The 21,397-nt window shown below is 65.5% G+C and carries 21 protein-coding genes; 12 read left to right on the top strand and 9 right to left on the bottom strand.

What is annotated here, in order from left to right; all coding sequences use genetic code 11:
* Positions 1 to 65: 65 nt before the first annotated feature.
* Positions 66 to 1,265, bottom strand: coding sequence for an MFS transporter (locus FOB72_RS08785; RefSeq protein ID WP_411859780.1), 1,200 nt, complete (start codon positions 1,263 to 1,265; stop codon positions 66 to 68).
* 120 nt (positions 1,266 to 1,385) lie between these two features.
* On the opposite strand from FOB72_RS08785, the gene FOB72_RS08780 reads away from it, so the two are divergent.
* On the top strand, positions 1,386 to 1,988 hold the full coding sequence (locus FOB72_RS08780) for a TetR/AcrR family transcriptional regulator (protein WP_317889521.1): 603 nt from the start codon (positions 1,386 to 1,388) through the stop codon (positions 1,986 to 1,988).
* Positions 1,989 to 2,048: 60 nt separating this feature from the next.
* Positions 2,049 to 2,978 carry an aromatic amino acid DMT transporter YddG gene (yddG, locus tag FOB72_RS08775; protein WP_150372166.1) on the top strand — a complete coding sequence of 310 codons (930 nt, stop codon included), beginning with the start codon at positions 2,049 to 2,051 and terminating at the stop codon, positions 2,976 to 2,978.
* A 30-nt stretch (positions 2,979 to 3,008) separates the two neighbouring features.
* Here the strand turns inward: yddG and FOB72_RS08770 are convergent, their stop codons facing one another.
* Both FOB72_RS08770 and FOB72_RS08765 read right to left on the bottom strand, forming a co-directional pair.
* The gene (locus FOB72_RS08770) at positions 3,009 to 3,770 is read right to left on the bottom strand and encodes an SDR family oxidoreductase (RefSeq protein ID WP_150372165.1); all 762 of its coding nucleotides are present in this window, start codon (positions 3,768 to 3,770) and stop codon (positions 3,009 to 3,011) included.
* A gap of 63 nt (positions 3,771 to 3,833) precedes the next feature.
* On the bottom strand, positions 3,834 to 4,676 hold the full coding sequence (locus tag FOB72_RS08765; protein WP_150372164.1) for a DMT family transporter: 843 nt from the start codon (positions 4,674 to 4,676) through the stop codon (positions 3,834 to 3,836).
* Positions 4,677 to 4,789: 113 nt separating this feature from the next.
* On the opposite strand from FOB72_RS08765, the gene gcvA reads away from it, so the two are divergent.
* On the top strand, positions 4,790 to 5,731 hold the full coding sequence (gene gcvA, locus FOB72_RS08760; protein ID WP_150372163.1) for a transcriptional regulator GcvA: 942 nt from the start codon (positions 4,790 to 4,792) through the stop codon (positions 5,729 to 5,731).
* Here the strand turns inward: gcvA and FOB72_RS08755 are convergent.
* From FOB72_RS08755 to FOB72_RS08745, 3 genes are read right to left on the bottom strand one after another with little or no spacing between them, the layout of a single operon-like run.
* Positions 5,672 to 6,607 carry a LysR family transcriptional regulator gene (locus FOB72_RS08755; RefSeq protein WP_150372162.1) on the bottom strand — a complete coding sequence of 312 codons (936 nt, stop codon included), beginning with the start codon at positions 6,605 to 6,607 and terminating at the stop codon, positions 5,672 to 5,674. The genes gcvA and FOB72_RS08755 overlap by 60 nt on opposite strands.
* Complete coding sequence (locus tag FOB72_RS08750; RefSeq protein ID WP_150372161.1) at positions 6,604 to 7,038, bottom strand: response regulator; 435 nt, start codon at positions 7,036 to 7,038, stop codon at positions 6,604 to 6,606. Before FOB72_RS08750 ends, FOB72_RS08755 begins: the two co-directional genes overlap by 4 nt.
* A 3-nt stretch (positions 7,039 to 7,041) precedes the next feature.
* Complete coding sequence (locus FOB72_RS08745) at positions 7,042 to 8,508, bottom strand: ATPase domain-containing protein (RefSeq protein ID WP_150372160.1); 1,467 nt, start codon at positions 8,506 to 8,508, stop codon at positions 7,042 to 7,044.
* 243 nt (positions 8,509 to 8,751) lie between these two features.
* Between FOB72_RS08745 and FOB72_RS08740 the strand changes: the two genes are divergently transcribed.
* The 7 genes from FOB72_RS08740 (at position 8,752) to FOB72_RS08710 (ending at position 15,584) form a co-directional block, all read left to right on the top strand.
* Positions 8,752 to 9,390, top strand: a complete 639-nt coding sequence (locus tag FOB72_RS08740) for a CDP-alcohol phosphatidyltransferase family protein (RefSeq protein ID WP_150372159.1) — start codon at positions 8,752 to 8,754, stop codon at positions 9,388 to 9,390.
* Between the two features lie 5 nt (positions 9,391 to 9,395).
* Positions 9,396 to 11,192: a bifunctional alpha/beta hydrolase/class I SAM-dependent methyltransferase gene (locus FOB72_RS08735; protein WP_191002115.1), complete on the top strand. Its 1,797-nt coding sequence runs from the start codon at positions 9,396 to 9,398 to the stop codon at positions 11,190 to 11,192.
* Positions 11,192 to 12,580: a phosphatase PAP2/dual specificity phosphatase family protein gene (locus FOB72_RS08730; protein WP_150372158.1), complete on the top strand. Its 1,389-nt coding sequence runs from the start codon at positions 11,192 to 11,194 to the stop codon at positions 12,578 to 12,580. Before FOB72_RS08735 ends, FOB72_RS08730 begins: the two co-directional genes overlap by 1 nt.
* Positions 12,567 to 13,037, top strand: coding sequence for a hypothetical protein (locus FOB72_RS08725; RefSeq protein ID WP_223851276.1), 471 nt, complete (start codon positions 12,567 to 12,569; stop codon positions 13,035 to 13,037). The genes FOB72_RS08730 and FOB72_RS08725 overlap by 14 nt, the downstream gene beginning before the upstream one ends.
* A gap of 28 nt (positions 13,038 to 13,065) precedes the next feature.
* Positions 13,066 to 13,734 (top strand): lysophospholipid acyltransferase family protein, encoded by a 669-nt coding sequence (locus FOB72_RS08720; RefSeq protein ID WP_150372157.1) that lies wholly within the window; start codon positions 13,066 to 13,068, stop codon positions 13,732 to 13,734.
* A gap of 5 nt (positions 13,735 to 13,739) precedes the next feature.
* Positions 13,740 to 14,696, top strand: coding sequence for a phosphatidate cytidylyltransferase (locus tag FOB72_RS08715; protein WP_150372156.1), 957 nt, complete (start codon positions 13,740 to 13,742; stop codon positions 14,694 to 14,696).
* 150 nt (positions 14,697 to 14,846) lie between these two features.
* Positions 14,847 to 15,584: an SDR family NAD(P)-dependent oxidoreductase gene (locus FOB72_RS08710; RefSeq protein WP_150372155.1), complete on the top strand. Its 738-nt coding sequence runs from the start codon at positions 14,847 to 14,849 to the stop codon at positions 15,582 to 15,584.
* Between the two features lie 222 nt (positions 15,585 to 15,806).
* On the opposite strand, the gene FOB72_RS08705 is transcribed toward FOB72_RS08710, so the two are convergent.
* Together FOB72_RS08705 and FOB72_RS08700 are read right to left on the bottom strand one after the other, a co-directional pair.
* Positions 15,807 to 18,017 (bottom strand): amylo-alpha-1,6-glucosidase, encoded by a 2,211-nt coding sequence (locus tag FOB72_RS08705; protein WP_150372154.1) that lies wholly within the window; start codon positions 18,015 to 18,017, stop codon positions 15,807 to 15,809.
* An 11-nt stretch (positions 18,018 to 18,028) separates the two neighbouring features.
* The gene (locus FOB72_RS08700; RefSeq protein ID WP_150372153.1) at positions 18,029 to 19,108 is read right to left on the bottom strand and encodes a glycosyltransferase family 4 protein; all 1,080 of its coding nucleotides are present in this window, start codon (positions 19,106 to 19,108) and stop codon (positions 18,029 to 18,031) included.
* A 96-nt stretch (positions 19,109 to 19,204) separates the two neighbouring features.
* Between FOB72_RS08700 and FOB72_RS08695 the strand changes: the two genes are divergently transcribed.
* Both FOB72_RS08695 and FOB72_RS32165 read left to right on the top strand, forming a co-directional pair.
* On the top strand, positions 19,205 to 19,918 hold the full coding sequence (locus FOB72_RS08695) for a Crp/Fnr family transcriptional regulator (RefSeq protein WP_150372152.1): 714 nt from the start codon (positions 19,205 to 19,207) through the stop codon (positions 19,916 to 19,918).
* A gap of 163 nt (positions 19,919 to 20,081) precedes the next feature.
* Positions 20,082 to 20,219 carry a hypothetical protein gene (locus FOB72_RS32165; RefSeq protein WP_191002114.1) on the top strand — a complete coding sequence of 46 codons (138 nt, stop codon included), beginning with the start codon at positions 20,082 to 20,084 and terminating at the stop codon, positions 20,217 to 20,219.
* Positions 20,220 to 20,275: 56 nt separating this feature from the next.
* Here the strand turns inward: FOB72_RS32165 and FOB72_RS08690 are convergent, their stop codons facing one another.
* The gene (locus tag FOB72_RS08690; RefSeq protein WP_223851275.1) at positions 20,276 to 21,178 is read right to left on the bottom strand and encodes an AEC family transporter; all 903 of its coding nucleotides are present in this window, start codon (positions 21,176 to 21,178) and stop codon (positions 20,276 to 20,278) included.
* Positions 21,179 to 21,397: the final 219 nt, after the last annotated feature.

Raw genomic sequence — 21,397 nt, 5'->3', positions numbered from 1 at the left:
TCGATCAGTCAAACACTTTCCATGAAGGTGCCTGATGCGATATATGCGCGTGGAAACCGGCGTCGTCATCCATGGCGCGCCCCCGGTCTGAAGCCATGCGCGCGCGCCGACCATGCAATGGCAAATCCGATGGCCAGCAATAGCACGAGCACGGGCGGAAACGACGACACCCCCCACATATTCAGCAGCACGCCTCCGAGAAGGCCACCGCCCGCGATGGCGCCGTTCCAGGCCACGACATTCATCGACAGGGCGACGTCGGCGCCGTCGCCGGCCGTGTCCGCCAGCGCGGTCTGCAACAGCGTCGCCGCGCCGCCGAAGGTCAGCCCCCATACCGCGGTGCCCGCATACACGGCCGCCGGTGCGCGCGCGAACCAGATAAACAGCAGCGATACCACGGCGAAGGTCAGCAGGCTGACCAGCACCGCCGCGCGCAAGTGGCGATCGACGAGGCGGCCCGCGAAGCCGATGGCGACGAGCGCGGCCGCGCCGAAGATCAGCAGTACCGCGTCGACGCGCCCGGCCAGACCCGCCTGCGCAACGAATGGGGCCACATAGGTGTAGAGGAGGTTATGGGCCAGCATCCACGCGATGACCACCGCCAGCACGGGGCGAACGCCGGGCGTGGTGAACACCCGGAGCAGGGGCAGGCGCTCGTGGCCGGCTTGTCCGGGGTAGTTCGGCACCTTGGCGAGGATCCAGACCATCAGCACCAGTGTCAGGCCCGACATCATCGCGAATGCAATGCGCCAGTTGAGCACGGTACCGAGCCATGTCCCGACCGGAACACCCAGAGACAGCGCGACTGGCGTGCCGACCATTGCCACGGCGAGTGCCTTGCCCTGCTGATGCGGCGGCACCATCCGGCGTGCATAGCCGGCAAGAAGGCTCCACGCGAGCCCCGCCGCCACACCGGCAAGGAAGCGTGCCGCGAGGGTCAGCCAGTAGTTCGACGACACGGCGGTAATCGAATTGAAGACGAGAAAACCGGCGACGGTCAGCAACAGCACGTGCCGCCGGGGCCAGCCACGCGTGGCGATGGTCAGCGGAATGGCCGCGAGCAGCGAGCCCAGCGCATAGGCCGTGACCGTCTGGCCGGCCAGCGACGTCGAGATACCGAGCCCCGCCGCGATCTGGGGCAGGAGCCCGGCCGGCAGGGTCTCGGTGATGATGCAGAGGAAACCGGTCATTGCGAGTGCGAGAAGCGCGCCCAGCGGCAGGCGCTCGCCGCCGGTGTTGATGCCTGTCGAGGTAAGCGTGGTCACGGAGGTCGTCCAACATATGTAATGATCGGTACATTACTAGCGCGGAAAGGGATGGTCAACAACTTTTGTATCGTTTAGTATGTTAGTCAGGACAGTCTTCTGGAGTTCGTCATGGCCGTCATGGGACGCCCTCGAACGTTCGACCGCGACAAGGCGGTGGAACAAGCGCTGCATATCTTCTGGAAACATGGCTATGAATCGACCTCGCTGAGCCAGCTGAAGGCCGGTATAGGCGATGGCATCTCGGCGCCAAGCTTCTATGCCGCGTTTGGCTCCAAGGAGTCGTTGTTCCAGGAATGCATGGAGCGATACCTCTCTACCTATGCGCAGGTGACGGAATGCCTGTGGGACACGGAACTCGCGCCGCGCGATGCCATCGAGACCGCGCTGCGCCAGTCCGTACGGATGCAGTGCGAGCGTGGACATCCCAAGGGGTGCATGGTCGCCCTGGGCACCATGAGCGCACCGTCCGAAGAACACGCGGCGCTGGTCGAGCCGCTGACGCGCTCACGGGCGCGGACCAGGGCGGGCTTCGTGGCGTGCGTGCAGCGCGGGATCGACGACGGTGAACTGTATCCGGATACCGACCCCAGGGCGTTGGCGGCCGTGTTCGACGGATTCCTGCTCGGCGTTTCCACGCTGGCGCGCGATGGCGCCCGGCACGCGACGCTCGATGCCGCGATCACGCGGATCCTGTCGGCCTGGGACGCATCGAAGGTGTGACACGAGGCCGCCGGCGGCGTCCAGTAGAATGTTCGCCCTTCCGTTCAAGCCGGTGACGTTATGGCAGTCCCACCCACCCCGAAACAGGCCACCCTCGTCGGCCTCCTCGCCGTCGTTCTCTGGAGTTCGATCGTCGGTCTGATCCGTGGCGTCAGCGATCATTTCGGCGCGACGGGTGGGGCGGCGCTGATCTATACGGTCGCATCCGTGTTGTTGTGGTTCTCGGTCGGCCCCGTGAGGCTGAACGCATTGCCGCGCGCGTATCGCGTCTGGGGCAGTCTTCTTTTCGTCTCGTACGAGGTCTGCCTGTCGCTGTCGATTGGCTATGCCAATACCGGCCGGCAGGCCATCGAGGTGGGGATGGTCAATTACCTCTGGCCGACGTTCACCATGCTGGCGGCGATTGTGTTCAATGGGCAGCGGGCCAACTGGCTCATCGTGCCCGGCGTTCTCGTCGCGATACTGGGTGTCTGTTCCGTGCTCGGCGGGGATGTCGGGCTCGATGTCGCGAGCATGACGGCCAATGTTCGGGACAACCCGCTGAGTTATGGGCTGGCGTTTGCTGGCGCGATGATCTGGGCCGGGTATTGCGCCGTGACCGCGCGGATGGCGGAGGGGAAGAACGGTGTCACGCTGTTCTTTATCCTGACCGCGCTCGTGCTGTGGGGCAAGTATCTGTTCACGGGCGGGGAGACCATGGCGTTCGATGTCGCGGGTGTCGTCTACCTTGCGCTCGCGGCCTGCGCCATGGGGTTTGGCTATGCCGCGTGGAACGTTGGCATCCTGCATGGCAACGTGACCGTGCTGGCGGGTGCATCGTATTTCATCCCGGTGCTGTCTGCCGCGCTTGCGGCCATGTTGCTGCGCGCACCCTTGTCGCTGGCATTCTGGAAGGGCGCGGCAATGGTCGTGGCGGGGTCGATTCTTTGCTGGCTGGCCACGCGGGGGAAGGGCAATCGTCTCGCGTCGGCGAAAAAGCCGGCGGCCTGACCGGCCGCGCGCGCCGCTCGTTTCCCCCGATCATTTCCCCCCTGTCGCATCGAGGAACGTCCCCGTCACGAACGAAGCCTCATCGCTCGCCAGCCACAGGATCGCGCGTGCGACTTCTTCGGGCTGGCCGCCGCGGCCCATCGGGATCGAGTCCTTGACGCGGTCCACGCGGCCCGGTTCGCCGCCGCTGGCGTGCATCTCGGTATAGATATGGCCGGGACGGACGCAGTTCACGCGGATGCCTTCGCGGGCGAGTTCCTTGGCCAGTCCCGTGGTGAACGTTTCCAGCGCGCCTTTCGACGCCGCGTAGTCGATGTATTCGTTGGGGCTGCCTAGCCTCGCTGCCGCCGACGACACGTTGACGATGGAGCCGCCCTTGCCGTTGTGGCGGTGGGACATGCGCCGGATGGCCTGCTGGGCGCAGAGGATCGGGCCGATCGTGTTGACCGCGAAGATCCGTTGCATGCGTTCGTAGCTCAGGTCTTCGAGCCGCGACTGCAGCGACAGCATGGCCGCGTTGTTCACGAGCACATCGATGCGTCCGAATTTCTGGTCGATGGCGTCGAACATGCCTTCCACCTGTTTCGGGTCGGCGCTGTCGGCGCGGATGGCCAGCGCGCGGCGGCCGATCGCCTTGATATCGGCGACGACCGCGTCTGCGGCCGATGCGTTCGAGACGTAGCTGATGGCGACGTCGTAGCCCTTTGCGGCCGCCAGTCTGGCCGTGGCCGCGCCGACGCCCCGGCTGCCGCCGGTGACCAGGATCAGGGGGGATTCGGATGGGGTGGTCATGCGTTTGTTCTCCACGTTATAAAGGGATATTGCGGGATGGCGGCGCGCGGTGCAACGGTGGGTTCAGACCCCCAGGCATATGGCGCCCACGGTCACCACGCTGCACGCCACCCACCGCATGGCGCTCACGGTTTCCTTGAGGGCCACGCGTCCGATCAGCACGGCGAAGACGACGCTCGTCTCGCGCAGCGCGGACACGCCGCTCATCGCGTCCGACTGCAGTGCCCAGATCACGATGCCGTACGCGGCGATGGACAGCAGGCCGCCGCCGATCGAGGCGCCGATCGATGCGGGGTTGGCGCGGACGGGCGCCCACAGCGCGCGGATGCCGCGTGTGGCGATGAACCAGGCCGGCATTGCCCAGTAGAACACGAACATCCACGCGGTATAGGCGATGGGCTGTCCGTCGGTATGCCGCACGCCGATGCCGTCGATCACCGTATAGAGCGCGATGGTCGCACCCGTGACCAGTGCGATGGCGATGCCGGCGCGCGTGGTATGGCTGCGTTGCAGCGCCAGGGCGACGATGCCGGCCGAGACCAGCAACACCCCGAACGCATGCAGCGGGTCGAGGCGCTCGCCCGCGAATAGCGCGGCGCCCAGCGCCACGAGCAACGGCGATGTGCCACGGGCGATCGGATAGGCCTGCCCGAGATCGCCGCGCTTGTATGACTGGATCAGCGCGAGGTTGTACGCGTTATGCACGAGCCCCGACGCGACGATATACGGCCATGCCGCGGCGGAAGGGAGCGGAACCTGCGGAATGACGGCCGTGGCGACGGCCGCGATCGCGATGCTCATCCACGTCATGGATAACGCGCGGTCCCGATTGCCGTGGAGGAGGGCGTTCCAGCTTGCGTGGAGCACTGCGGCCAGCAGGACCAGGCCTCCGGTGATGCCGAACATGCGGGGTTCCTTGGAGCGGGATGGGTTGGAAATCGAATCGGTGCAGAATATCTATCTTGTGATGGGCGCGCAAACCAGATAAATTGGGCTTTTGCAATAGAAAAGCTAAACCGATGAAGCCATTGCTGCCGCCGCTCAATGCCCTGCGCGCTTTCGAGGCCGCGGGCCGTCTGGGCAGTTTCAAGGAGGCGGCGGCCGAACTGCATGTGACGCAGGGCGCCGTGAGCCAGCAGGTGCGTACCCTCGAGGAATGGCTCGGCGCGCCATTGTTCGAGCGGCAGCATCGCGGCGTCGCCCTCACCGCGGCCGCGCGCGCGTATCTCGACGATATCGGGCCGCTGTTCGCGCACCTTGCGCAATCGACGTCGCGGTATGGGTTGCCGCGCGCCGCGCCGCGCGGGTTGACGATCAACGCGTCGGCCACGTTCGCGCTGCGCTGGCTGGTGCCGCGGCTCGCGGCGTTTCGGGCCGCGCATGCCGATGTCGAAATCACGATGGATACGTCGAACGAACCCGTCGAGAGCCTGACGGGCGAGTACGACCTGATCGTGCGGGGTGGGCCCGACACGTTCTACGGGTATGTCATGCGGCCGTTCCTGACCGAGGAACGGGTTCCCGTTTGCAGCCCCGCGCTGAAGCAGCGTGGACGTCTGCGCGCACCCGCGGATCTCGAGCGGCATACGCTGCTGCATACGACGAGCCTGCCGCGGTTGTGGCCCGATTGGCTGGCCAAGGCCGGATTGCCCGCGCTGCGGCCCGCCTCGTCGATGACGCTGGACCATTTCTATCTGACGATCCAGGCGGCAATCGACGGTGTGGGCGTGGCGGTGGCCCCTTCCGCGCTGGTGGCCAGCGATCTGGAGGCGGGGCGGCTGGTGATGCCGTTCGCGGGGCCGCGGCTGCCGTCGCGCAGCTATTGCACTTACGTGCCGGAGGCGCGCGAGGGCGATCCGCTGATCTCGACGTTCCGTAGCTGGCTGGAAGCGGAGGGCGCGCTAGTGGCCCAGCTTCGCAAACCGCGTCGCAAGAAAATCCACGAACAGCCGGATGCGTGACGACAGCCGGTGCCGGTGCGGATACACGGCATAGATATCGGCTTCCGGCGTCGCGTACTGCGGCAATACCTGCACGAGGCGGCCGCTGCGCAGATAGCGTTCGATATCCCATTCCGCGCGCATGACGATACCGAGCCCGCCGAGCGCCCACGTCACGGCAATCTCGCCATCGTTGGTGGTCAGGTTGCCCCGCACGTGGATGGTTTCCGTGCGCGACTTGGCCCCCTTGAGCGGCGTCAGTCGCCACACGCCATACGCATCGCTGCCCTGGCGGATGCCGATGCAGTTGTGACGCAGCAGATCGGTGGGCGTCAGCGGTTCGCCATGCTCGCGCAGGTACTTCGGGGCGGCGCACAGCAGGCGGCGGTTCGGGGCAAGCTTGCGCGCGATGATGCGCGCATCGGGTGGTTCGCCGAAACGCACGCAGACATCGAATGCGTCTTCCGACAAGGGCGGCGGGTCGGCCGACAGCTGCAGCTGCACATCGACGTCGGGGTACATGCGGCTGTACTCGGCGATGACGGGCGCCAGATGCATGCGGCCGAAACCGAGCGTCGCGTTCACGCGCAGCAGGCCGCTGGGCCGTCCCGCGGCGTTCGACAGCAGTTGCTGGAGGTCGTCGATATCGGCAAGGATGCGCCGCGCATGTTCGAGGAGGACTTCGCCCTCGGGCGTCAGGCTCATGCGCCGCGTGGTGCGGACGACCAGCGGCATGCCGAGCCGCGCTTCCATTTGCGAGAGCCGCTTGCTGACGGCCGCGGTGGACACGCCGAGGTCACGCGCCGCGGCGCTCAGGCTGCCCGCCGCGACCAGCGACGAGAAGAACCCGAGTTCCATCGGCTGGATCGCATTGGCGCCGCCGGCGGGGACGATCATGGTGCGTCGCTATTGCCGCCGTTGTTGCCGCCGGTATTGCCACCGTCCCCGCTGGGGCCGCCACGCTTGCAGATCCATTCGAGCACGGTGGCAATGACGTCGGCGGGCGGGCAAGGCTTCTCGAGCACCGCATCGAACAGTTCGGGATGGCTGCGGCCGATATCGGCCTGCGCGGCGGTCAGCAGAATCAGCGGAAGATGGGCATAGGCCGCGTACTGCGGCTCCGTGCGCAACGCGCGGGCGAGTTCGAGCCCCGTCATGACCGGCATCATGAAATCGGTCACGACGACGTCGGGGGACTCCGCGGCAATCACGCGCAGCCCCTCCGCACCGTCGGCGGCCGTCACCACGCGCACGCCCTCGGTGGAGAGCATGAACGCCAGCGCATCGGCATTCATCGTTTCGTCGTCGATGACGACTACGGTTGCCATGGATCAGATCCGCGCGGAAAGTTGCTGGCCGGATTCAAAGGTTGCCTGCTGTCCGCCGAACGCGTCGGACGTGATCGTCATGCGACTGCGTACCTGCAGGCCACCCTGGCCGATCTGCACTTCGTGCAGTCCATTGTCGAACGCGCTGTCGCGCATCTTGACGATGCTGATGAACCGTCGCAGTTCGCCGTTGATCACGGCGTGCCGCAGCGACACGAGGTTGTCCATCAGGCTCGAATACTCGGGCAGCGTGTGGAATCCGGTCACGCCCGGGATGTCGCGCGTCTCCAGCGTGCCGATGGCCGTCACGCCGAGGGTGCGCAGCTCGTTGGAGAGCGCGGTGTAGAACTCGACGAGCCGGGCAGGGTGCACCGCCGCGCGCTCGAAGCCGGTAATGCCATCGACGAACAGCCTGCGGATACCCTTCGCGCGCACGGTATTGAGCAATTGATGGCCGAGCGAGTCCAGCAGGTTCTCCGTGAGCGGATGCCAGTCGATATGCAGCGCGCCCGACCGTTCCAGCGGCTCCAGCGGGATGCCCAGGGCCTGCGCCTTCGCGCGCAGCCGCTTCGGCGATTCGTAGAAGCCGAAATACAGCGCGGGCGCCTCCGGCGTGGCCTGGTGCAGGAAGTTGAGGCCGAACGTGGTCTTGCCGCTGCCGGCGGGCCCCAGCAGCAGGGAGACCGATGCAGCGGTAATGCCGCCGCCGGTAATGGCCTCGAAGCCATCGACGCCGCTCGCGGCGCGCGCGTGCACGACCACCTCGTCCTCGGACGGCCTGCCGTGCTGTGCCTCCAGGCGCGGATAGACGTCGATGCCCTGATTGGAGATGCGGTACTGGTGATAGCCGCCTAGCGCCGCGCTGCCGCGCGACTTGGACACGCGAATGAGCCGCACGGTGCGGATGCCGACCAGTTCTTCCTTGAGCTGCAGCACGCCATCGACCATCGTGTGCTCGGGGCTCACGTCATCGACGCGCGCGCTGGTCAGGAACAGCACCGTGCAGCCCGTGAACGCGGCATGGCTCTGCAGTTCGGCGACGAACGTCTTGACGTCGAGCGCGGTCTCCGCGCGATCCTTTGCGATCAGCAGGCCGTCGAGGACCAGCGTGGTACAGCGCTGGCGCGCGAGTTCGGCGCGCAGCGCATTGACGAGCGCGGGGAGGCCTTCGTCGCGCAGGACCTTGAACAGGCTGATGTAGAAGATGTCCTGGCCGACGATCGATGGGTCGTAGAAGTCGAACGTCGAGAGCGCCTGGAAGAGGCGGTCATGAGACTCGGCAAGTAGCGTCGCGTAGAGGACTCGCCCACCGCCGCGCACCTGACGGAACGCGAACTGGCTTGCAAGGATGGTCTTGCCGGCGCCGGGACTGCCCTGCACGATGTAGGACGCCCCCTGGACCAGGCCGCCGCACAGGATGGTGTCCAGTCCGGGTACGCCCGATTCCACGCGTACGAGTTGCTTGGTCATAGGTCAGTAGGTTGCCCGCAGTGTGCCGATGCGCGTCATTGTAGACGAGTGGGCGGTTACCCCAGATTTCCGGCGGCCGTCCTGCCGGCGGCTGACACCTGTTTATGGGTTCGATCCGGTGATGTCAACGCCAAACGGTTCCCTGAATGTCGCTTATGGGAGACAATCGCGGCGGGCGAACGCAGTATGATCGCCGGCAGCAGGTCGGCGGCACGCATCGGGAACAAGAACACACAAGCCAAGATGACGCTCTACCAGATCAAACCGAAATTCCAGGCGCGGCTTCGGCCGCTCGTGCAAAAGCTGGCCGCGCGCGGCGTTACCGCCAATCAGGTGACCCTCGCGGCCATGGTGGGGTCGATCGTCGTGGGCGGCCTCGTGGGCGCGCTGATCTGGCTGCCGGGGATATTCCTGCTGATGCCGGTCTGGCTGTTCCTGCGCATGGCCCTCAATGCCATCGACGGCATGCTGGCCCGCGAGCACAACCAGCAGAGTGTGCTCGGCGCCTACCTCAACGAACTTGGCGATATCGTCTCCGACCTCGCGCTCGTGATTCCATTCGTACTGCCGTTCGGTACCGGCGTCCTGCCGTTCGCCGTGCTCGCCGTGATGGTCGAGTGCGCGGGACTTATCGGGCCGATGGTCGGCGCCAGCCGCCGCTACGACGGCCCGCTCGGCAAGAGCGACCGCGCGTTCGTGCTCGGCGCGCTCGGGCTCTGGCTGGGCCTCGGCTTCGGTCCCGGTCACTATGGCGGCTGGATCTGGGGCGTGCTGTGCCTGCTCTCCATCGCCACCATCGTACGGCGCGTGCAGCGTGGCGTGCAGGAAGCTACCGTAGCGCGCGCCGCATCATCGCGCAGCACGCCGTCCACCGAGGAGTGAGTGCCGTGGCTTCTATCCCGCGAACCCCGCGAACCCCGATCGAATCGCAGTTCCAGACGCACGACGGCCAGACCTTGTTCTACCGATACTGGGCGGCGGTCGATGACGCCTTGCCGAAGCGCGCGGTCCTGCTGTTCCATCGCGGCCATGAACACTCCGGGCGCGTCGCGCACCTCGTGGACGAATTCGATCTGCCGGGGCACGCATTCTTTGCGTGGGACGCGCGCGGGCATGGCCGGTCGCCCGGGGAGCGCGGCTACAGCCCGAGCCTGGCCACATCGGTGCGCGATATCCAGACCTTTGTCGATCATATCGGCGCCACCTACGGGATTGCCGTCGCGGAGATGGCCGTGGTCGCGCAGAGCGTGGGGGCGGTGCTGGCGTCCACATGGGTCCACGACTACGCACCGCCGCTGCGCGCACTGGTGCTGGCGTCGCCGGCGTTCAAGGTCAAGCTCTATGTGCCGTTCGCGCGGCCGGGGCTCAGGCTGATGCACAAGCTGCGCGGCAAGTTCTTCGTCAACAGCTACGTCAAGGCGAAGTTCCTCACGCACGATCCCGAACGCATCGCGAGCTACGACACCGATCCGCTGATCACGCGGCCGATCGCCGTGAACATTCTGCTCGACCTGTACGACGCGGCCGAGCGCATCGTGGCGGATGCCGCGGCCATCACGGTGCCGACGCAACTGCTGATCTCGGGCGCGGACTGGGTAGTCCATCGCGGACCGCAGGATGCGTTCTTCGATCGCCTGGGCGCGCGCGTCAAGGAGAAGATCGTGCTCGACGGCTTCTATCACGACACGCTGGGCGAGCGCGATCGCGCAAAGGCCGTGAGCGCGGCGCGGCGGTTTATCGTGCAGGAGTGCGAGGCGCCGTCCGCGCGCGTATCGCTGCGCCACGCCGACCGGGAAGGGCCCTTCCGCGACGAGTCCGATCGCCTCGCGCAACCGCTGGCGCCGATGAGCCCGGCAGGTCTGTACTGGGCGGTCACGCGCGCGGGCCTGCGCTTCGGCGGCACCTTGTCGCGCGGCGTGCGGCTGGGCCACGAGACCGGATTCGATTCGGGATCGACGCTCGATTACGTGTATCGCAACGAGGCGGCGGGGCGATTCGGCATCGGCAAGGTGATGGATCGCAATTACCTCGATGCGATCGGCTGGCGCGGTATCCGGCAGCGCAAGGTGCACGTCGAGGAACTGATCGGCGAGGCGATCGCGCGATTGCATGCGTCCGGCACACCGGCGCGGATCGTCGATATCGCGGCGGGCCATGGCCGCTATGTGCTGGAGGCGCTCGCTTCGCAGCAGCAGCGGCTCGGGGCGCTCAATGGCGCCGCCGTGGAGAGCATCCTGCTGCGCGACTACAGCGAGCTCAATGTCGAGCAGGGCAGCGCGCTGATCCGCGCGAAAGGGCTCGGGCATATGGCGCGCTTCGTGCGCGGCGATGCGTTCGATGCCGAGAGTCTGGCCGCGCTGGATCCCGCGCCCACGCTGGCCATCGTCTCCGGGTTGTACGAGCTGTTCGGCGACAACGAGATGGTGGCGCGCTCGCTCGGCGGTCTGTCTCGCGCGGTGCGGCCCGGCGGGTACCTCGTCTACACGGGGCAGCCGTGGCATCCGCAGCTGGAATTCATCGCGCGCGCGCTGACCAGCCATCGCGCGGGGTCGGCATGGGTCATGCGGCGCCGCTCGCAGGCGGAGATGGACGAACTCGTGCGGGAAGCGGGGTTCGAAAAAGTCGCGCAGCGGATCGATCCCTGGGGCATCTTTACCGTGAGCCTCGCGCGGCGGGTGGCGTGATGGCAAGCGTCGTCGCCAGCGCAATACCGGCACGCCGCCCGTGGGGGCTGGCCATTACGCTGCTGGCCGGCATGGCGGTGCTCTTCTTCGGCACCTATAACGCCGCCAACTGGCTCGCAAGCCAGCGCGCGAACGTGCCGTACTTCCACTACGACTGGGAGCGGTATATCCCGTTCGTGCCGTGGACCATCCTGCCGTACTGGTCGATCGATCTGCTGTACGGTCTCTCGTTCTTCCTGTGGCGGACGCGCGAAGGGTTGCTCACGCACGTGAAGCGCCTGCTGATGGCGCAGGTCGTGTCGGTCGTGTGCTTTGTCGCGTTCCCGCTGCGGTTTGCGTTCGATCGTCCGCCCGCCGATGGATGGGCGGGCCAGCTGTTCACGCTGCTCGGCGGGTTCGACAAGCCGTTCAATCAGGCGCCGTCGCTCCATATCAGCCTGCTGGTCGTGCTGTGGGTCGCCTATGCATTGCATCTGTCCGGCCGCTGGCGGTGGCTGTTGCATGGCTGGTTCGCGCTGATCGGCGTGTCGGTGCTGACGACCTACCAGCATCACCTGATCGACCTGCCGACGGGCTGGCTCGTGGGATGGCTCTGCGTGTTCGCGTTTCCGCTCGCGCGCGCGGTCGTGCCCGCGGAAGCCACGGGGCTGGCGGTGGGCGTCGAGCCGTCGGGCATCGATCCGCGGGCGCGCGCGCTGGCCTTGCGTTATGGCATCGGCGCCGGCGTGGTGCTGCTGCTGTCGCTGGCCGCCTTGCAGGTCTCCGTGACCGCATGGCTCGTACTCGTCTGGGTCGCGCTAGCGTTGCTGTGCGTGGCATGGATCTATCGCATGGGTCGCGCGGAAGGCTTTGGCAAGGGCGACGACGGCGCGTTGCCGATGGCGGCCTGGTGGATGCTCGCCCCGTATCTGGCGGGCGCGTTTCTCAACTCGCGCTGGTGGACGCGCGGGCATGCGGCGGTCGATCACGTGGCGGATGGCGTGTGGATCGGCCGCCTGCCTGGCGAAGCCGAGATGCGGCAGGCGGATGCCGATGCGCTGCTGGACCTGACCGCCGAGTTTCCGCGGCGAGTGGAGAGCGATGCGTATTGCTGCGTGCCCGTGCTGGACCTGACGGTGCCGTCGCAGGCGCAGTTGCAGCGCGCCGTGCGGCAGATCGAGGCATGGCATCGCGAGGGGCGGACCGTGCTGGTCACCTGCGCGCTCGGGTATTCGCGCAGCGCGCTCGTGGTGGCATGCTGGCTGGCCGTGCATCGGCGATGCACGGCGGAGCAGGCGCTTGCCGCGCTGCGCGCGGCGCGGCCGCATGTGGTGCTGGGGCCCGCCAGCGTGGCGGCGCTGACAACGTTTGTGGAGCAGTTCGTGGAGCCATCGCATGCCGCACAGTGACGACGCTACCCTGCCGCCCCTCGACGCGCGCTGGCTCGTGCATGCGGCCAACGCTTCGCTGCGCGCGGCCGCGCGGCTCAATGTGGTGGGCCTCGTGCTTGCGTTTGCCGATGTGCTGCTGGCCGGCATCATGCTGTCGGCCGGATCGCAGTGGCTATGGATCGGCGCGTTGTGCGGACTCGCCGCACTGACGCAGCTGGTCCTGCTTATCCGCATCGAGATCGATCGGGGCCTGTTCGCGGCACTGGCGCATATGCAGGGCGAGGGCGATCTGCGTTCGCTGGATGCCGCGATGGTCGCGCTCGGGTGGATCTCCGCCAGCGACGCGAGCAAGCTGCCGCCGCGTCCGCTGGCCGATCGTGTGCGCGGCGCGAGCCGCTTCCTCAAATACGCGGCGCTGCTGGCCGCATGGCAATGGGTGGCCGCGATGCTGATCCTGTTCGCGCGGCTGTCATGACTTCTTTTCTCCTGGACGTCTTTACCGCATGAACTGGATAGCAAGACTCGTCGCGCGCGCGATCATCGGCTTTGCGCGGCTATTGACCGGTATGCAGGCGCGATGGAACGGCTGCATCCCGTCCGCCGCGCAGCGCGTGTACTTTGCCAACCACAGCAGCCATGGCGATTTCGTGCTGATCTGGGGCAGCCTGCCACCCGATCTGCGGCCTTCTACGCGGCCCGTGGCGGGCGCCGATTACTGGCTGAAGTCGCCGCTCCGGCGATTCATCGGGCGTGACGTGTTCCATGCGCTACTGATCGATCGGACCGGCGGGCAGGGTGGAGCGGCCGGCGGTGCGGTCGCGGATCCGGTCTCGCAGATGAAGGACGCGCTGGCCGCCGGATCGTCGCTGATCATCTTCCCCGAGGGCACGCGCAACACGACGGACGCGCGGCTGCTTCCGTTCAAGAGCGGCATCTACCACCTCGCGCGCAGCTGCACGGCCGATACCGTCGATGCGCCCGTCGAGTTCGTGCCCGTCTGGATCGACAACCTCAATCGTGTGATGCCGAAGGGCGAGATCGTGCCGGTGCCGCTGCTCTGTACGGTGACGTTCGGCACGCCGCTGACGCTGGCCCCTGACGAGTCCAAGGAAGCATTTCTCGAGCGCGCCCGGAATGGGCTGCTGTCGATCGCCCCCGAGCTGGAAGACTGATCACCATGCAGAGCCTGCACATGATGCATGAGACCCAATTGCTGTTTGCCGGCGCGTTCGGCGTGCTGATTTTCGCGTCGCTGGTCACGTCGATCCTGCGCTGGCGTGTGGCGAAGGGCCAGCCCAACAACGTGATCGACAACCTCGCGTCGCGCGTTTCCGCGTGGTGGTGGATGATCGGCATTCTTGGCGTGGTGTTCGCGATGGGACGCGGCGCGATCGTGATCCTGTTCGGCCTGCTGTCGTTCTATGCGCTGCGCGAGTTCGTGACGATCACCACCACGCGGCGCGGCGACCATCGCGCGATCGTCGCGGCGTTCTTCTTCTTTCTGCCCGCGCAGTACGTGCTCGTGTACATCGGCTGGTATGGATTGTTCTCGATCTTTATCCCGGTCTATGCGTTCCTGTTCCTGCCGATTCTCGCCGCGGTGTCTTCGGAGACCACGCGCTTTCTGGAGCGATGCGCGGGCGTGCAGTGGGCGGTGATGATCTGCGTGTTCTGCATCTCCCACGTGCCCGCATTGCTTACGCTGCCGATTCCCGATTTCGAGGAGCGCAACCTGCTGTTGATCGCGTTTCTCGTGATCGTGGTGCAGGGCAGCGATGTGCTGCAGTACGTATGGGGGAAGCTCGTCGGCAAGCGCAAGATCGCGCCGACGCTGTCGCCTTCCAAGACCGTCGAGGGGTTTGTCGGCGGCGTGCTGAGCGCGACGGCGCTGGGCGCGTCGCTGTGGTGGATCACGCCTTACGGTTCGCCGCTGAAGGCGGGGGCCGTGGCGCTGGTCATCGCGCTGATGGGGTTCTTCGGCGGGCTCGTGATGTCGGCCATCAAGCGCGACCGGGGCATCAAGGACTGGGGGCACATGATCCAGGGCCACGGCGGCATGCTGGACCGGCTCGATTCCGTGGTGTTTGCGGCGCCCGTGTTCTTCCATATCACGCGGTTCTGGTGGGTACCGTAATCCGCATTTGTTACCGCCGCGCACAAGTGTTTGTGGAGGCAGGCCGTTCATGAATCTCCGGGGCTGACCTAGATTTACGCCATCGACCACGACGGTTCGATTGGCAAGCGCAAGACGCCAAGGTCAATCCCAATATTGAAGAGGTTCATCATGAGCACAACGCAAACCACGCAATCCACGCAAGCGACGCAGAAGGTCGCCATCATTACCGGCGCATCGCAAGGCATCGGCGCAGAGCTGGTGAAGGCCTATCGTCAACGCGGTTATCGCGTGGTCGCCACCGCGCGTGGCATCAGGCAGGGTGACGATCAGGACGTCGTCGCCGTGGCGGGCGACATCGCCGATCCGGACACCGCGCGCCGCGCCGTGGCCGCCGCCGTGGAAAAGTTCGGCCGCGTGGACGCGCTGGTCAACAACGCCGGCATCTTTATCGCCAAGCCGTTCACGAGCTACACGCAGGAGGACTTCACGACGAAGGTCGGCGTGAACCTCGCGGGCTTCTTCTACATCACGCAACTGGCCGTGGCCGAAATGGAGAAGCAGGGCAAGGGCCATGTGGTCAGCATCACGACCAGCCTGACCGACCACGCCGTGGATGGCGTGCCCTCGGTGCTCGCGTCGCTGACCAAGGGCGGCATCAACTCGGCCACCAAGTCGCTGGCCATCGAATACGCCAAGCGCAATATCCGCGTGAACGCCGTGTCTCCCGGCATCATCAAGTCGCCGATGCACGCACCGGAAACTTATGAGGCGCTGGGCAAGCTGCACCCCGTGGGCCATATGGGCGAAATGAGCGATATCGCGGAAGCGGTCCTGTTCCTGGAGTCGGCCCCGTTCATCACGGGCGAGATCCTGCACGTGGACGGCGGCCAGAGCGCGGGCCACTGAGTCGCATGGCGCATCGGACGAACCGGACGAATCAAACGAAACGAATCGAACGAATCAGACGAACGCCGACAGCCGGCCTACGCACAAGCCCATACATTTTCGTCCGTGCGCGGCGACGGCGCGCACAGCATTGCGATAAGTCGCTCCGGGCCCGCTCCTTTTTGGCGGGCTTCTTTTTTTGGAGGGGCGGGGCGGGCGATCTCGTCTCCGACGTTCGGGGGCTCAGGCTCGGGTGCGCACCTGGATTGCGCCGCGGCGCGCTATCACGTCGACGACGATGCGCCCCTCCACGCGACGGATCGCCACGTTCGCACTTGTCCCGCTGACCGTCAGGTTGTCTAGCAGCACTTCATCGAGGAACGACGGCAAGGTCGGCGTATTGAACGTTATCGCGGGTTCGTACGGATCGAAGTCCAGACCGAGGCACGCCTGCAACAGCAGTACCGGTGCCGCGGCCGCCCATGCCTGCGGCGAACAGGCAACTGGGTAGAATGTCGGGCCTTGACTGCGCCGACGCGGGAACCCGCAGAACAACTCGGGGAGCCGGCGTTGATCGATGTAGTTCGATGCGGAATACAGACCCTCGAATATGCGAATGGCCTCCGCGTGATGGCCATAGCGCGCCATGCCCTGCGCGATCAGGGCGTTGTCGTGCGGCCAGACGGATCCGTTGTGATAGCTCATCGGATTGAAGCGCGCCGCCTCGGACGAGACCGTGCGAACCCCCCATCCACAGAATGTCCTGCAATCCATCAACGCCGCAATCACCGATTGGGCGCGCTCTGGCCGGGCGATGCCCGTGAACAGCGCGTGACCTGCGTTAGAAGTCCGGACTCTGCAAGGCTTCTTGTCGCCATCCAGCGCCAGGACATACGTCCCTAGCTCCTGATCGTAGAAGCGGGCGTCAAACGCATCGCGCAGGGCCTCCGCCCTGGCGCCGTGGGTCGCCGCCCCCGCTGTATCCCCAAGCGCCGAGCAGATAAGCGACGCCGCGTTCCACGCGCCATAGGTGTAGGCCTGCACTTCGACCAGCGCGATGGGTCCCGGCGCCAGCTGTCCATCCGCATGGAAGACGGAATCGCGACTATCCTTCCACCCCTGGTTGATCAGCCCCTCCGAGGACTGTCGACCGTACTCGACGAACAGATCGCCATCGCGATCGCCAAAATCGGTGATCCAATCGAGAGCGGCACGGATGTTCGGCCAGAGCGCCCGGATGGTTTCCATGTCGCCGGTGCGCTGGAGGTAGGCGCCGGCGAGGACGACGTACAGTGGCGTGGCGTCGACGCTTCCGTAATAGAGCCCGAATGGCACCTCTCCCAGTCGCGCCATCTCGCCATGGCGAGTCTCGTGGAGGATTTTTCCAGGCTCGGCGTCGGCGCTCGCATCGATCGTGGTTGCCTGCTTTGCCGCCAGGTACTGCAGCACGCCACGCGCCAGCTGCGGATCCAGCCATAACATCTGCAGGGCCGTGATGATCGCGTCTCGCCCGAATGCGGTGCTGAACCATGGGATCCCGGCATAAGGGTAGGGGCCGTGAGGTGTCTCCGTCCTGAGCATATGCAGGTCTGAGACGCTGCGGCGAGTCAGCTCGTTGAACGATTCATTCGACGTCCTGATGGCGGTTTCGCGCCTGGTCATCCGTCGCAGCTCTCGCCGGGACTTACGCAGCGCCGAGAGAAACGTCACGGGGCCCGCAGGATCCGCCGACGGCGAAGTGCAGCGGACCTCGACGAACAATTGCTTCGACGACAACGGATCGAGCACCAGATCGAACGTTGCGCAGTCTTTCTTCAGGTCATCCGGTGTCGGGTGGAAGCCAAGCGCGGTGCTGCGCAAGACATTGTCCAGGCCCGTATACGACAACGTGACGGCCGCCGGCGCTAGCGCCGCGTCGTGATCGGTTCCACGCCGCGCGCGTTGGGTGCCTCGCACTTCGAACAGATCGGCGAAGTCCGCGGCGAAGTGGATCTCGATGCGTACGCGGCGCGCGCGTTCGTCGAAGTTGCGTACCGCGAGCCGCTCGTAGCAAGTGCCGTTCCACAGGAAACGCGTGCGGCGCAGGTGAATCAGGTCTCGTTCCAGCCTGAGGCGTCCGTCTTCGTCCGAGAGGTCCGGATTTGTCAGATCGCAAGTCAGCGCGGAATTGTCGTCGCTCAGCGTCGAAGATAGCAGCATGGGACGTGCGCCATCGATGGACAGCCGCAGGAACGACAGATGGCGGGTATCGAGGTGGTAGAGACCCTCCGGACTTCCCACCGCGCCGATCGCGTCGCCGTTGTGATCGAATAGCCCGAAGGTATCCCCATGCTTGAGTGTGCGTGGCCGGCGCTCCTGAAGCGATGCCGTCGTAGGGATGTAGAACTGCGCCACACGAGGCGCACCTGCGACCAGTGTCGCATTGCCGCCATGGGGCAACGAATCAACCTGCATAAACTCTCCCTTCAAGCGAGCTCGAGTTCATCAGGCTCGTCCCGCAGCACGCTTCTCGCGGCGGGGAGAGCCAGGCTGTGGTAGATATGCACGTAATCGCGTGCCATGCGTCCCACGGTGAAGCGCGCATCGAACGCGGCGCGCACGCGACCGCGCGGCAGCTGGCCCAGCTGATGTACCGCTGCCACCGCATCATCGACAGTCTCGACGATAAAGCCGCTGACGCCGGGCTCGATGACCTCGCAAACCGAGCCACACCGGAACGCAATCACGGGGGTGCCGCACGCCATCGCCTCTATCATGACCAGGCCGAAAGGCTCTGGCCACGCGATCGGGAATAGCAGCGCAACGGCGTTCCCGAGGAACGCCGCCTTCTCGTTCTCGTCGATCTCGCCCACGTATTCGCAACAGGGGTTGGAGTCCAGCATGGGCTTGATCGTTCCTTCCCAATACACGCGGTCGACCTCGTCGATTTTCGCCGCGATCTTCAACGGCAGTCCGGCGCGGGCTGCGATATTGATCGCATGGTCGGGGCGTTTTTCCGGCGAGATGCGTCCCAGGAATGCCAGATAGCCGCCCGACGCCTCGGCATGGTATTCGAGCAGGTCTCCAGGCAGACCATGGAGCACCGTGCCTGCCCAGTTGACGGGCGGCATCGGGTGACGCTGGGCGGCCGACACAGACACCACGGGGAACTGCGGAAATCGTCTGTAGAACGGTTGGAGATCTGCAAGGTCGAGTCGCCCGTGAAGCGTCGTGACGACCTTTGAGGGCATCCGCTGCAGCAATGGGTAGTGCAGCATGTCGATATGGAAGTGCATCACGTCGAAGTCGTGTGCGCGCGACATGACGTCATCGAGCATCATGGCGTAATACGGCAAGGGGTCTCGAATCCTTGCATCGAGGCGCAGCGCCACGTCACAGCTCGATACGAGCGCGGCCCTGGTGAGCGAGTCCCCGCTTGCAAACAGGGTGACATCATGGCCTTGCGCCACAAGTTCCTCTGTGAGATAAGAGACGATCCGTTCGGTGCCGCCATATAGGCTGGGGGGGCAGCGTTCTGCAAGGGGCGCGATCTGGGCGATTCTCATGGTTCTTCCTGGGTCTGGCAAAAGATGGCGACGCCTGTCGGTGGCGCCGGTTTCACGCTCCCTCCCGGCCATCCGCCAACGATCTGGAGAAAAGTGATGACGATCGCCCCTGATCCAATCTCCAATCGGTTGCTCGCGATGCTGCCCACTGCCGACATGAGCCGTATTGCTCCTCACCTGGAGCTGGTGCACATGCCCCTGGGACACGTCGTCCATGAATCGGGGGACAGGCTACCGTGGGTGTACTTTCCTGTCGATGCCATCATTTCCCTGCTGTACGTACTGGCGGATGGCGCTTCCGCCGAGATTGCGATCGTGGGCAACGAGGGCATCGTTGGCATCGCCATCTTCATGGGCGGGGAGACCACGCCGAGCCGCGCCGTCGTGCAAAGCGCGGGTCCTGCTTATCGCATGAGTGCCGCGAAACTGAAGCAGGAGTTTCGGCACGGGGGCGCCATGCAGCAGCTGTTGCTGAGGTACACGCAGGCGCTCATTACTCAAATGGCACAGACGGCGGTCTGCAACCGACATCACTCCATTGATCAACAACTCTGCCGGTGGCTGCTGCTGAGCCGCGACCGGCTCGCCACCGACGATCTGGCGATGACGCAGGAACTCATTGCCAACATGCTCGGAGTAAGGCGATCCGGCGTGACAGAAGCCGCTTTGAAACTACAGGCTTCGGGGCTGATTCGCTACAGCCACGGACATATCGTGATTCTGGATCGCGCAGGGCTGGAGGCACGCGTCTGCGAGTGCTATGCCGTCGTGAAGACCGAGTTCGAGCGGCTTCTGCCGACAGCGTTCTGATTCCGGCTCGATTGTGATCGTGGGCGATCGTTGAATCGGTACGGTAGCGGACGAAAAGACTTCCGGCCCTTCGCGGGCGTCAGGGAAGATATTTCCCTTTCGCGACCCTTATGCGCGTATGCTCGGACTGCCAGTCGGCAAACAATGACTAAGGAGTACCGCTATGGCCAAGGGTCAGTTGCGCGGCAATCGCGAAGCCAAAAAACCTAAACAGCCACCCAAGCCGCAACTTCCGGCCGCACCCTTCGGTACGCTGCAGTCGCGTGTTCGAAATGAAGTGGCGGGCAAGAAGAAGGTGTAGTCGGATCGCCGGCCGTGCGGCGGTTGACGTGATATTGGGCGTGGACGAGGCTTCCCTCACCCCCGCATCAACCACTTGATCCACCCCGCGATCGTCACGCTCGAGACGATCGTGGACAGCACCACCGCCGACGATACGGCGGCTTCGCCCGCGCGATAGCGCAATGCCAGCAGATACGAATTGATGCCGACCGGCATGGCCGCGAACATCGTGGCCACGCCCGCGTAGGCGGGCGGCATGTCGAACACGTGGAAGGCGATGACCCAGACGAACAGCGGGTGCAGCACGAGCTTGCCGAACGTGATCAGCGCCGCCACGCCGAGCCCGTCGCGCAGGCGGTATTGCTGCATCGAGATGCCGAGCGAGAAGAGGGCACACGTCGATGCCGTGACGCCGAACGCGTTCACGATCGTGGCGGGTGTGCCGGTCAGCGGAATACGCAGCGTGCGCAGAATCCCGCCCAGCACGAGCGCGATGATGATCGGGTTGCGCGCGAGCCGGTTGGCCACGCCCCCGAGCCGCGCGCGCATCGTGCCGCCATCGCCGCGTTCGATCAGCACCGTGGCCGCGGTCATCATGATCGGCAGGTGGACGGCCAGCAGCAGGAATAGCGGCACCTTGCCCGCATCCCCATACACCGCGAGGATGATCGGCACGCCGAAGAACACGGTATTCGACTGGCTCGAGGCAAAGCCGCCAATGACGGCAGCCTGACCTTCGGACATGCCGCGCCAGCGCATGAACGCCGTCAGCAGTCCCCACACGAGCGCGCAACCGCCGAAGTACGCGATCCAGTACCCAACATGGATGGCCGCGCCTTCGTTCGGCTGCGCCATCGTCTGCACGATAAGCGCGGGCACCGCCACCGCGAACACATAGTCCGAAAGTCCTTCGCCCACGCGCGGGGAGATCACGCCCATGGCCGCAAGCGCCCAGCCCGCGATAACAATGGCGAACATGGGAAGGATCAGCTGGGTGAGGTCCATCGGGAAAACGCGGGACGGCGGGCAGAAGAAAGAAGTCGTGCATTGTATTGACGTTGCTACATTGTCGCCAGCGTCCGGCCATTCCGGTGCGCGGTGAACCACACTGGGGCAGTGGGGCGTTCACGCACCAAAGGTGACGGAGTAGACACCCCACGAAGGATGGATGTGGGCGCTGGCGATTCGTGCCGTTAC

Source organism: Cupriavidus pauculus (genome assembly GCF_008693385.1).
Lineage (GTDB): Bacteria > Pseudomonadota > Gammaproteobacteria > Burkholderiales > Burkholderiaceae > Cupriavidus > Cupriavidus pauculus_D.
The sequence above is the reverse complement of the archived record's forward strand: the minus strand, read 5'-3'. Positions and strand labels throughout refer to the sequence as shown.

What these genes read in the sequence shown, in the direction of transcription:
- FOB72_RS08780 (WP_317889521.1), top strand. Translation starts at nt 1,386, where the DNA reads ATGGGACGCCCTCGAACGTTCGACCGCGACAAGGCGGTGGAACAAGCG.
- yddG (WP_150372166.1), top strand. Translation starts at nt 2,049, where the DNA reads ATGGCAGTCCCACCCACCCCGAAACAGGCCACCCTCGTCGGCCTCCTC.
- FOB72_RS08770 (WP_150372165.1), bottom strand. Translation starts at nt 3,770, where the DNA reads ATGACCACCCCATCCGAATCCCCCCTGATCCTGGTCACCGGCGGCAGC.
- FOB72_RS08765 (WP_150372164.1), bottom strand. Translation starts at nt 4,676, where the DNA reads ATGTTCGGCATCACCGGAGGCCTGGTCCTGCTGGCCGCAGTGCTCCAC.
- gcvA (WP_150372163.1), top strand. Translation starts at nt 4,790, where the DNA reads ATGAAGCCATTGCTGCCGCCGCTCAATGCCCTGCGCGCTTTCGAGGCC.
- FOB72_RS08755 (WP_150372162.1), bottom strand. Translation starts at nt 6,607, where the DNA reads ATGATCGTCCCCGCCGGCGGCGCCAATGCGATCCAGCCGATGGAACTC.
- FOB72_RS08750 (WP_150372161.1), bottom strand. Translation starts at nt 7,038, where the DNA reads ATGGCAACCGTAGTCGTCATCGACGACGAAACGATGAATGCCGATGCG.
- FOB72_RS08745 (WP_150372160.1), bottom strand. Translation starts at nt 8,508, where the DNA reads ATGACCAAGCAACTCGTACGCGTGGAATCGGGCGTACCCGGACTGGAC.
- FOB72_RS08740 (WP_150372159.1), top strand. Translation starts at nt 8,752, where the DNA reads ATGACGCTCTACCAGATCAAACCGAAATTCCAGGCGCGGCTTCGGCCG.
- FOB72_RS08730 (WP_150372158.1), top strand. Translation starts at nt 11,192, where the DNA reads ATGGCAAGCGTCGTCGCCAGCGCAATACCGGCACGCCGCCCGTGGGGG.
- FOB72_RS08725 (WP_223851276.1), top strand. Translation starts at nt 12,567, where the DNA reads ATGCCGCACAGTGACGACGCTACCCTGCCGCCCCTCGACGCGCGCTGG.
- FOB72_RS08720 (WP_150372157.1), top strand. Translation starts at nt 13,066, where the DNA reads ATGAACTGGATAGCAAGACTCGTCGCGCGCGCGATCATCGGCTTTGCG.
- FOB72_RS08715 (WP_150372156.1), top strand. Translation starts at nt 13,740, where the DNA reads ATGCAGAGCCTGCACATGATGCATGAGACCCAATTGCTGTTTGCCGGC.
- FOB72_RS08710 (WP_150372155.1), top strand. Translation starts at nt 14,847, where the DNA reads ATGAGCACAACGCAAACCACGCAATCCACGCAAGCGACGCAGAAGGTC.
- FOB72_RS08705 (WP_150372154.1), bottom strand. Translation starts at nt 18,017, where the DNA reads ATGCAGGTTGATTCGTTGCCCCATGGCGGCAATGCGACACTGGTCGCA.
- FOB72_RS08700 (WP_150372153.1), bottom strand. Translation starts at nt 19,108, where the DNA reads ATGAGAATCGCCCAGATCGCGCCCCTTGCAGAACGCTGCCCCCCCAGC.
- FOB72_RS08695 (WP_150372152.1), top strand. Translation starts at nt 19,205, where the DNA reads ATGACGATCGCCCCTGATCCAATCTCCAATCGGTTGCTCGCGATGCTG.
- FOB72_RS32165 (WP_191002114.1), top strand. Translation starts at nt 20,082, where the DNA reads ATGGCCAAGGGTCAGTTGCGCGGCAATCGCGAAGCCAAAAAACCTAAA.
- FOB72_RS08690 (WP_223851275.1), bottom strand. Translation starts at nt 21,178, where the DNA reads ATGTTCGCCATTGTTATCGCGGGCTGGGCGCTTGCGGCCATGGGCGTG.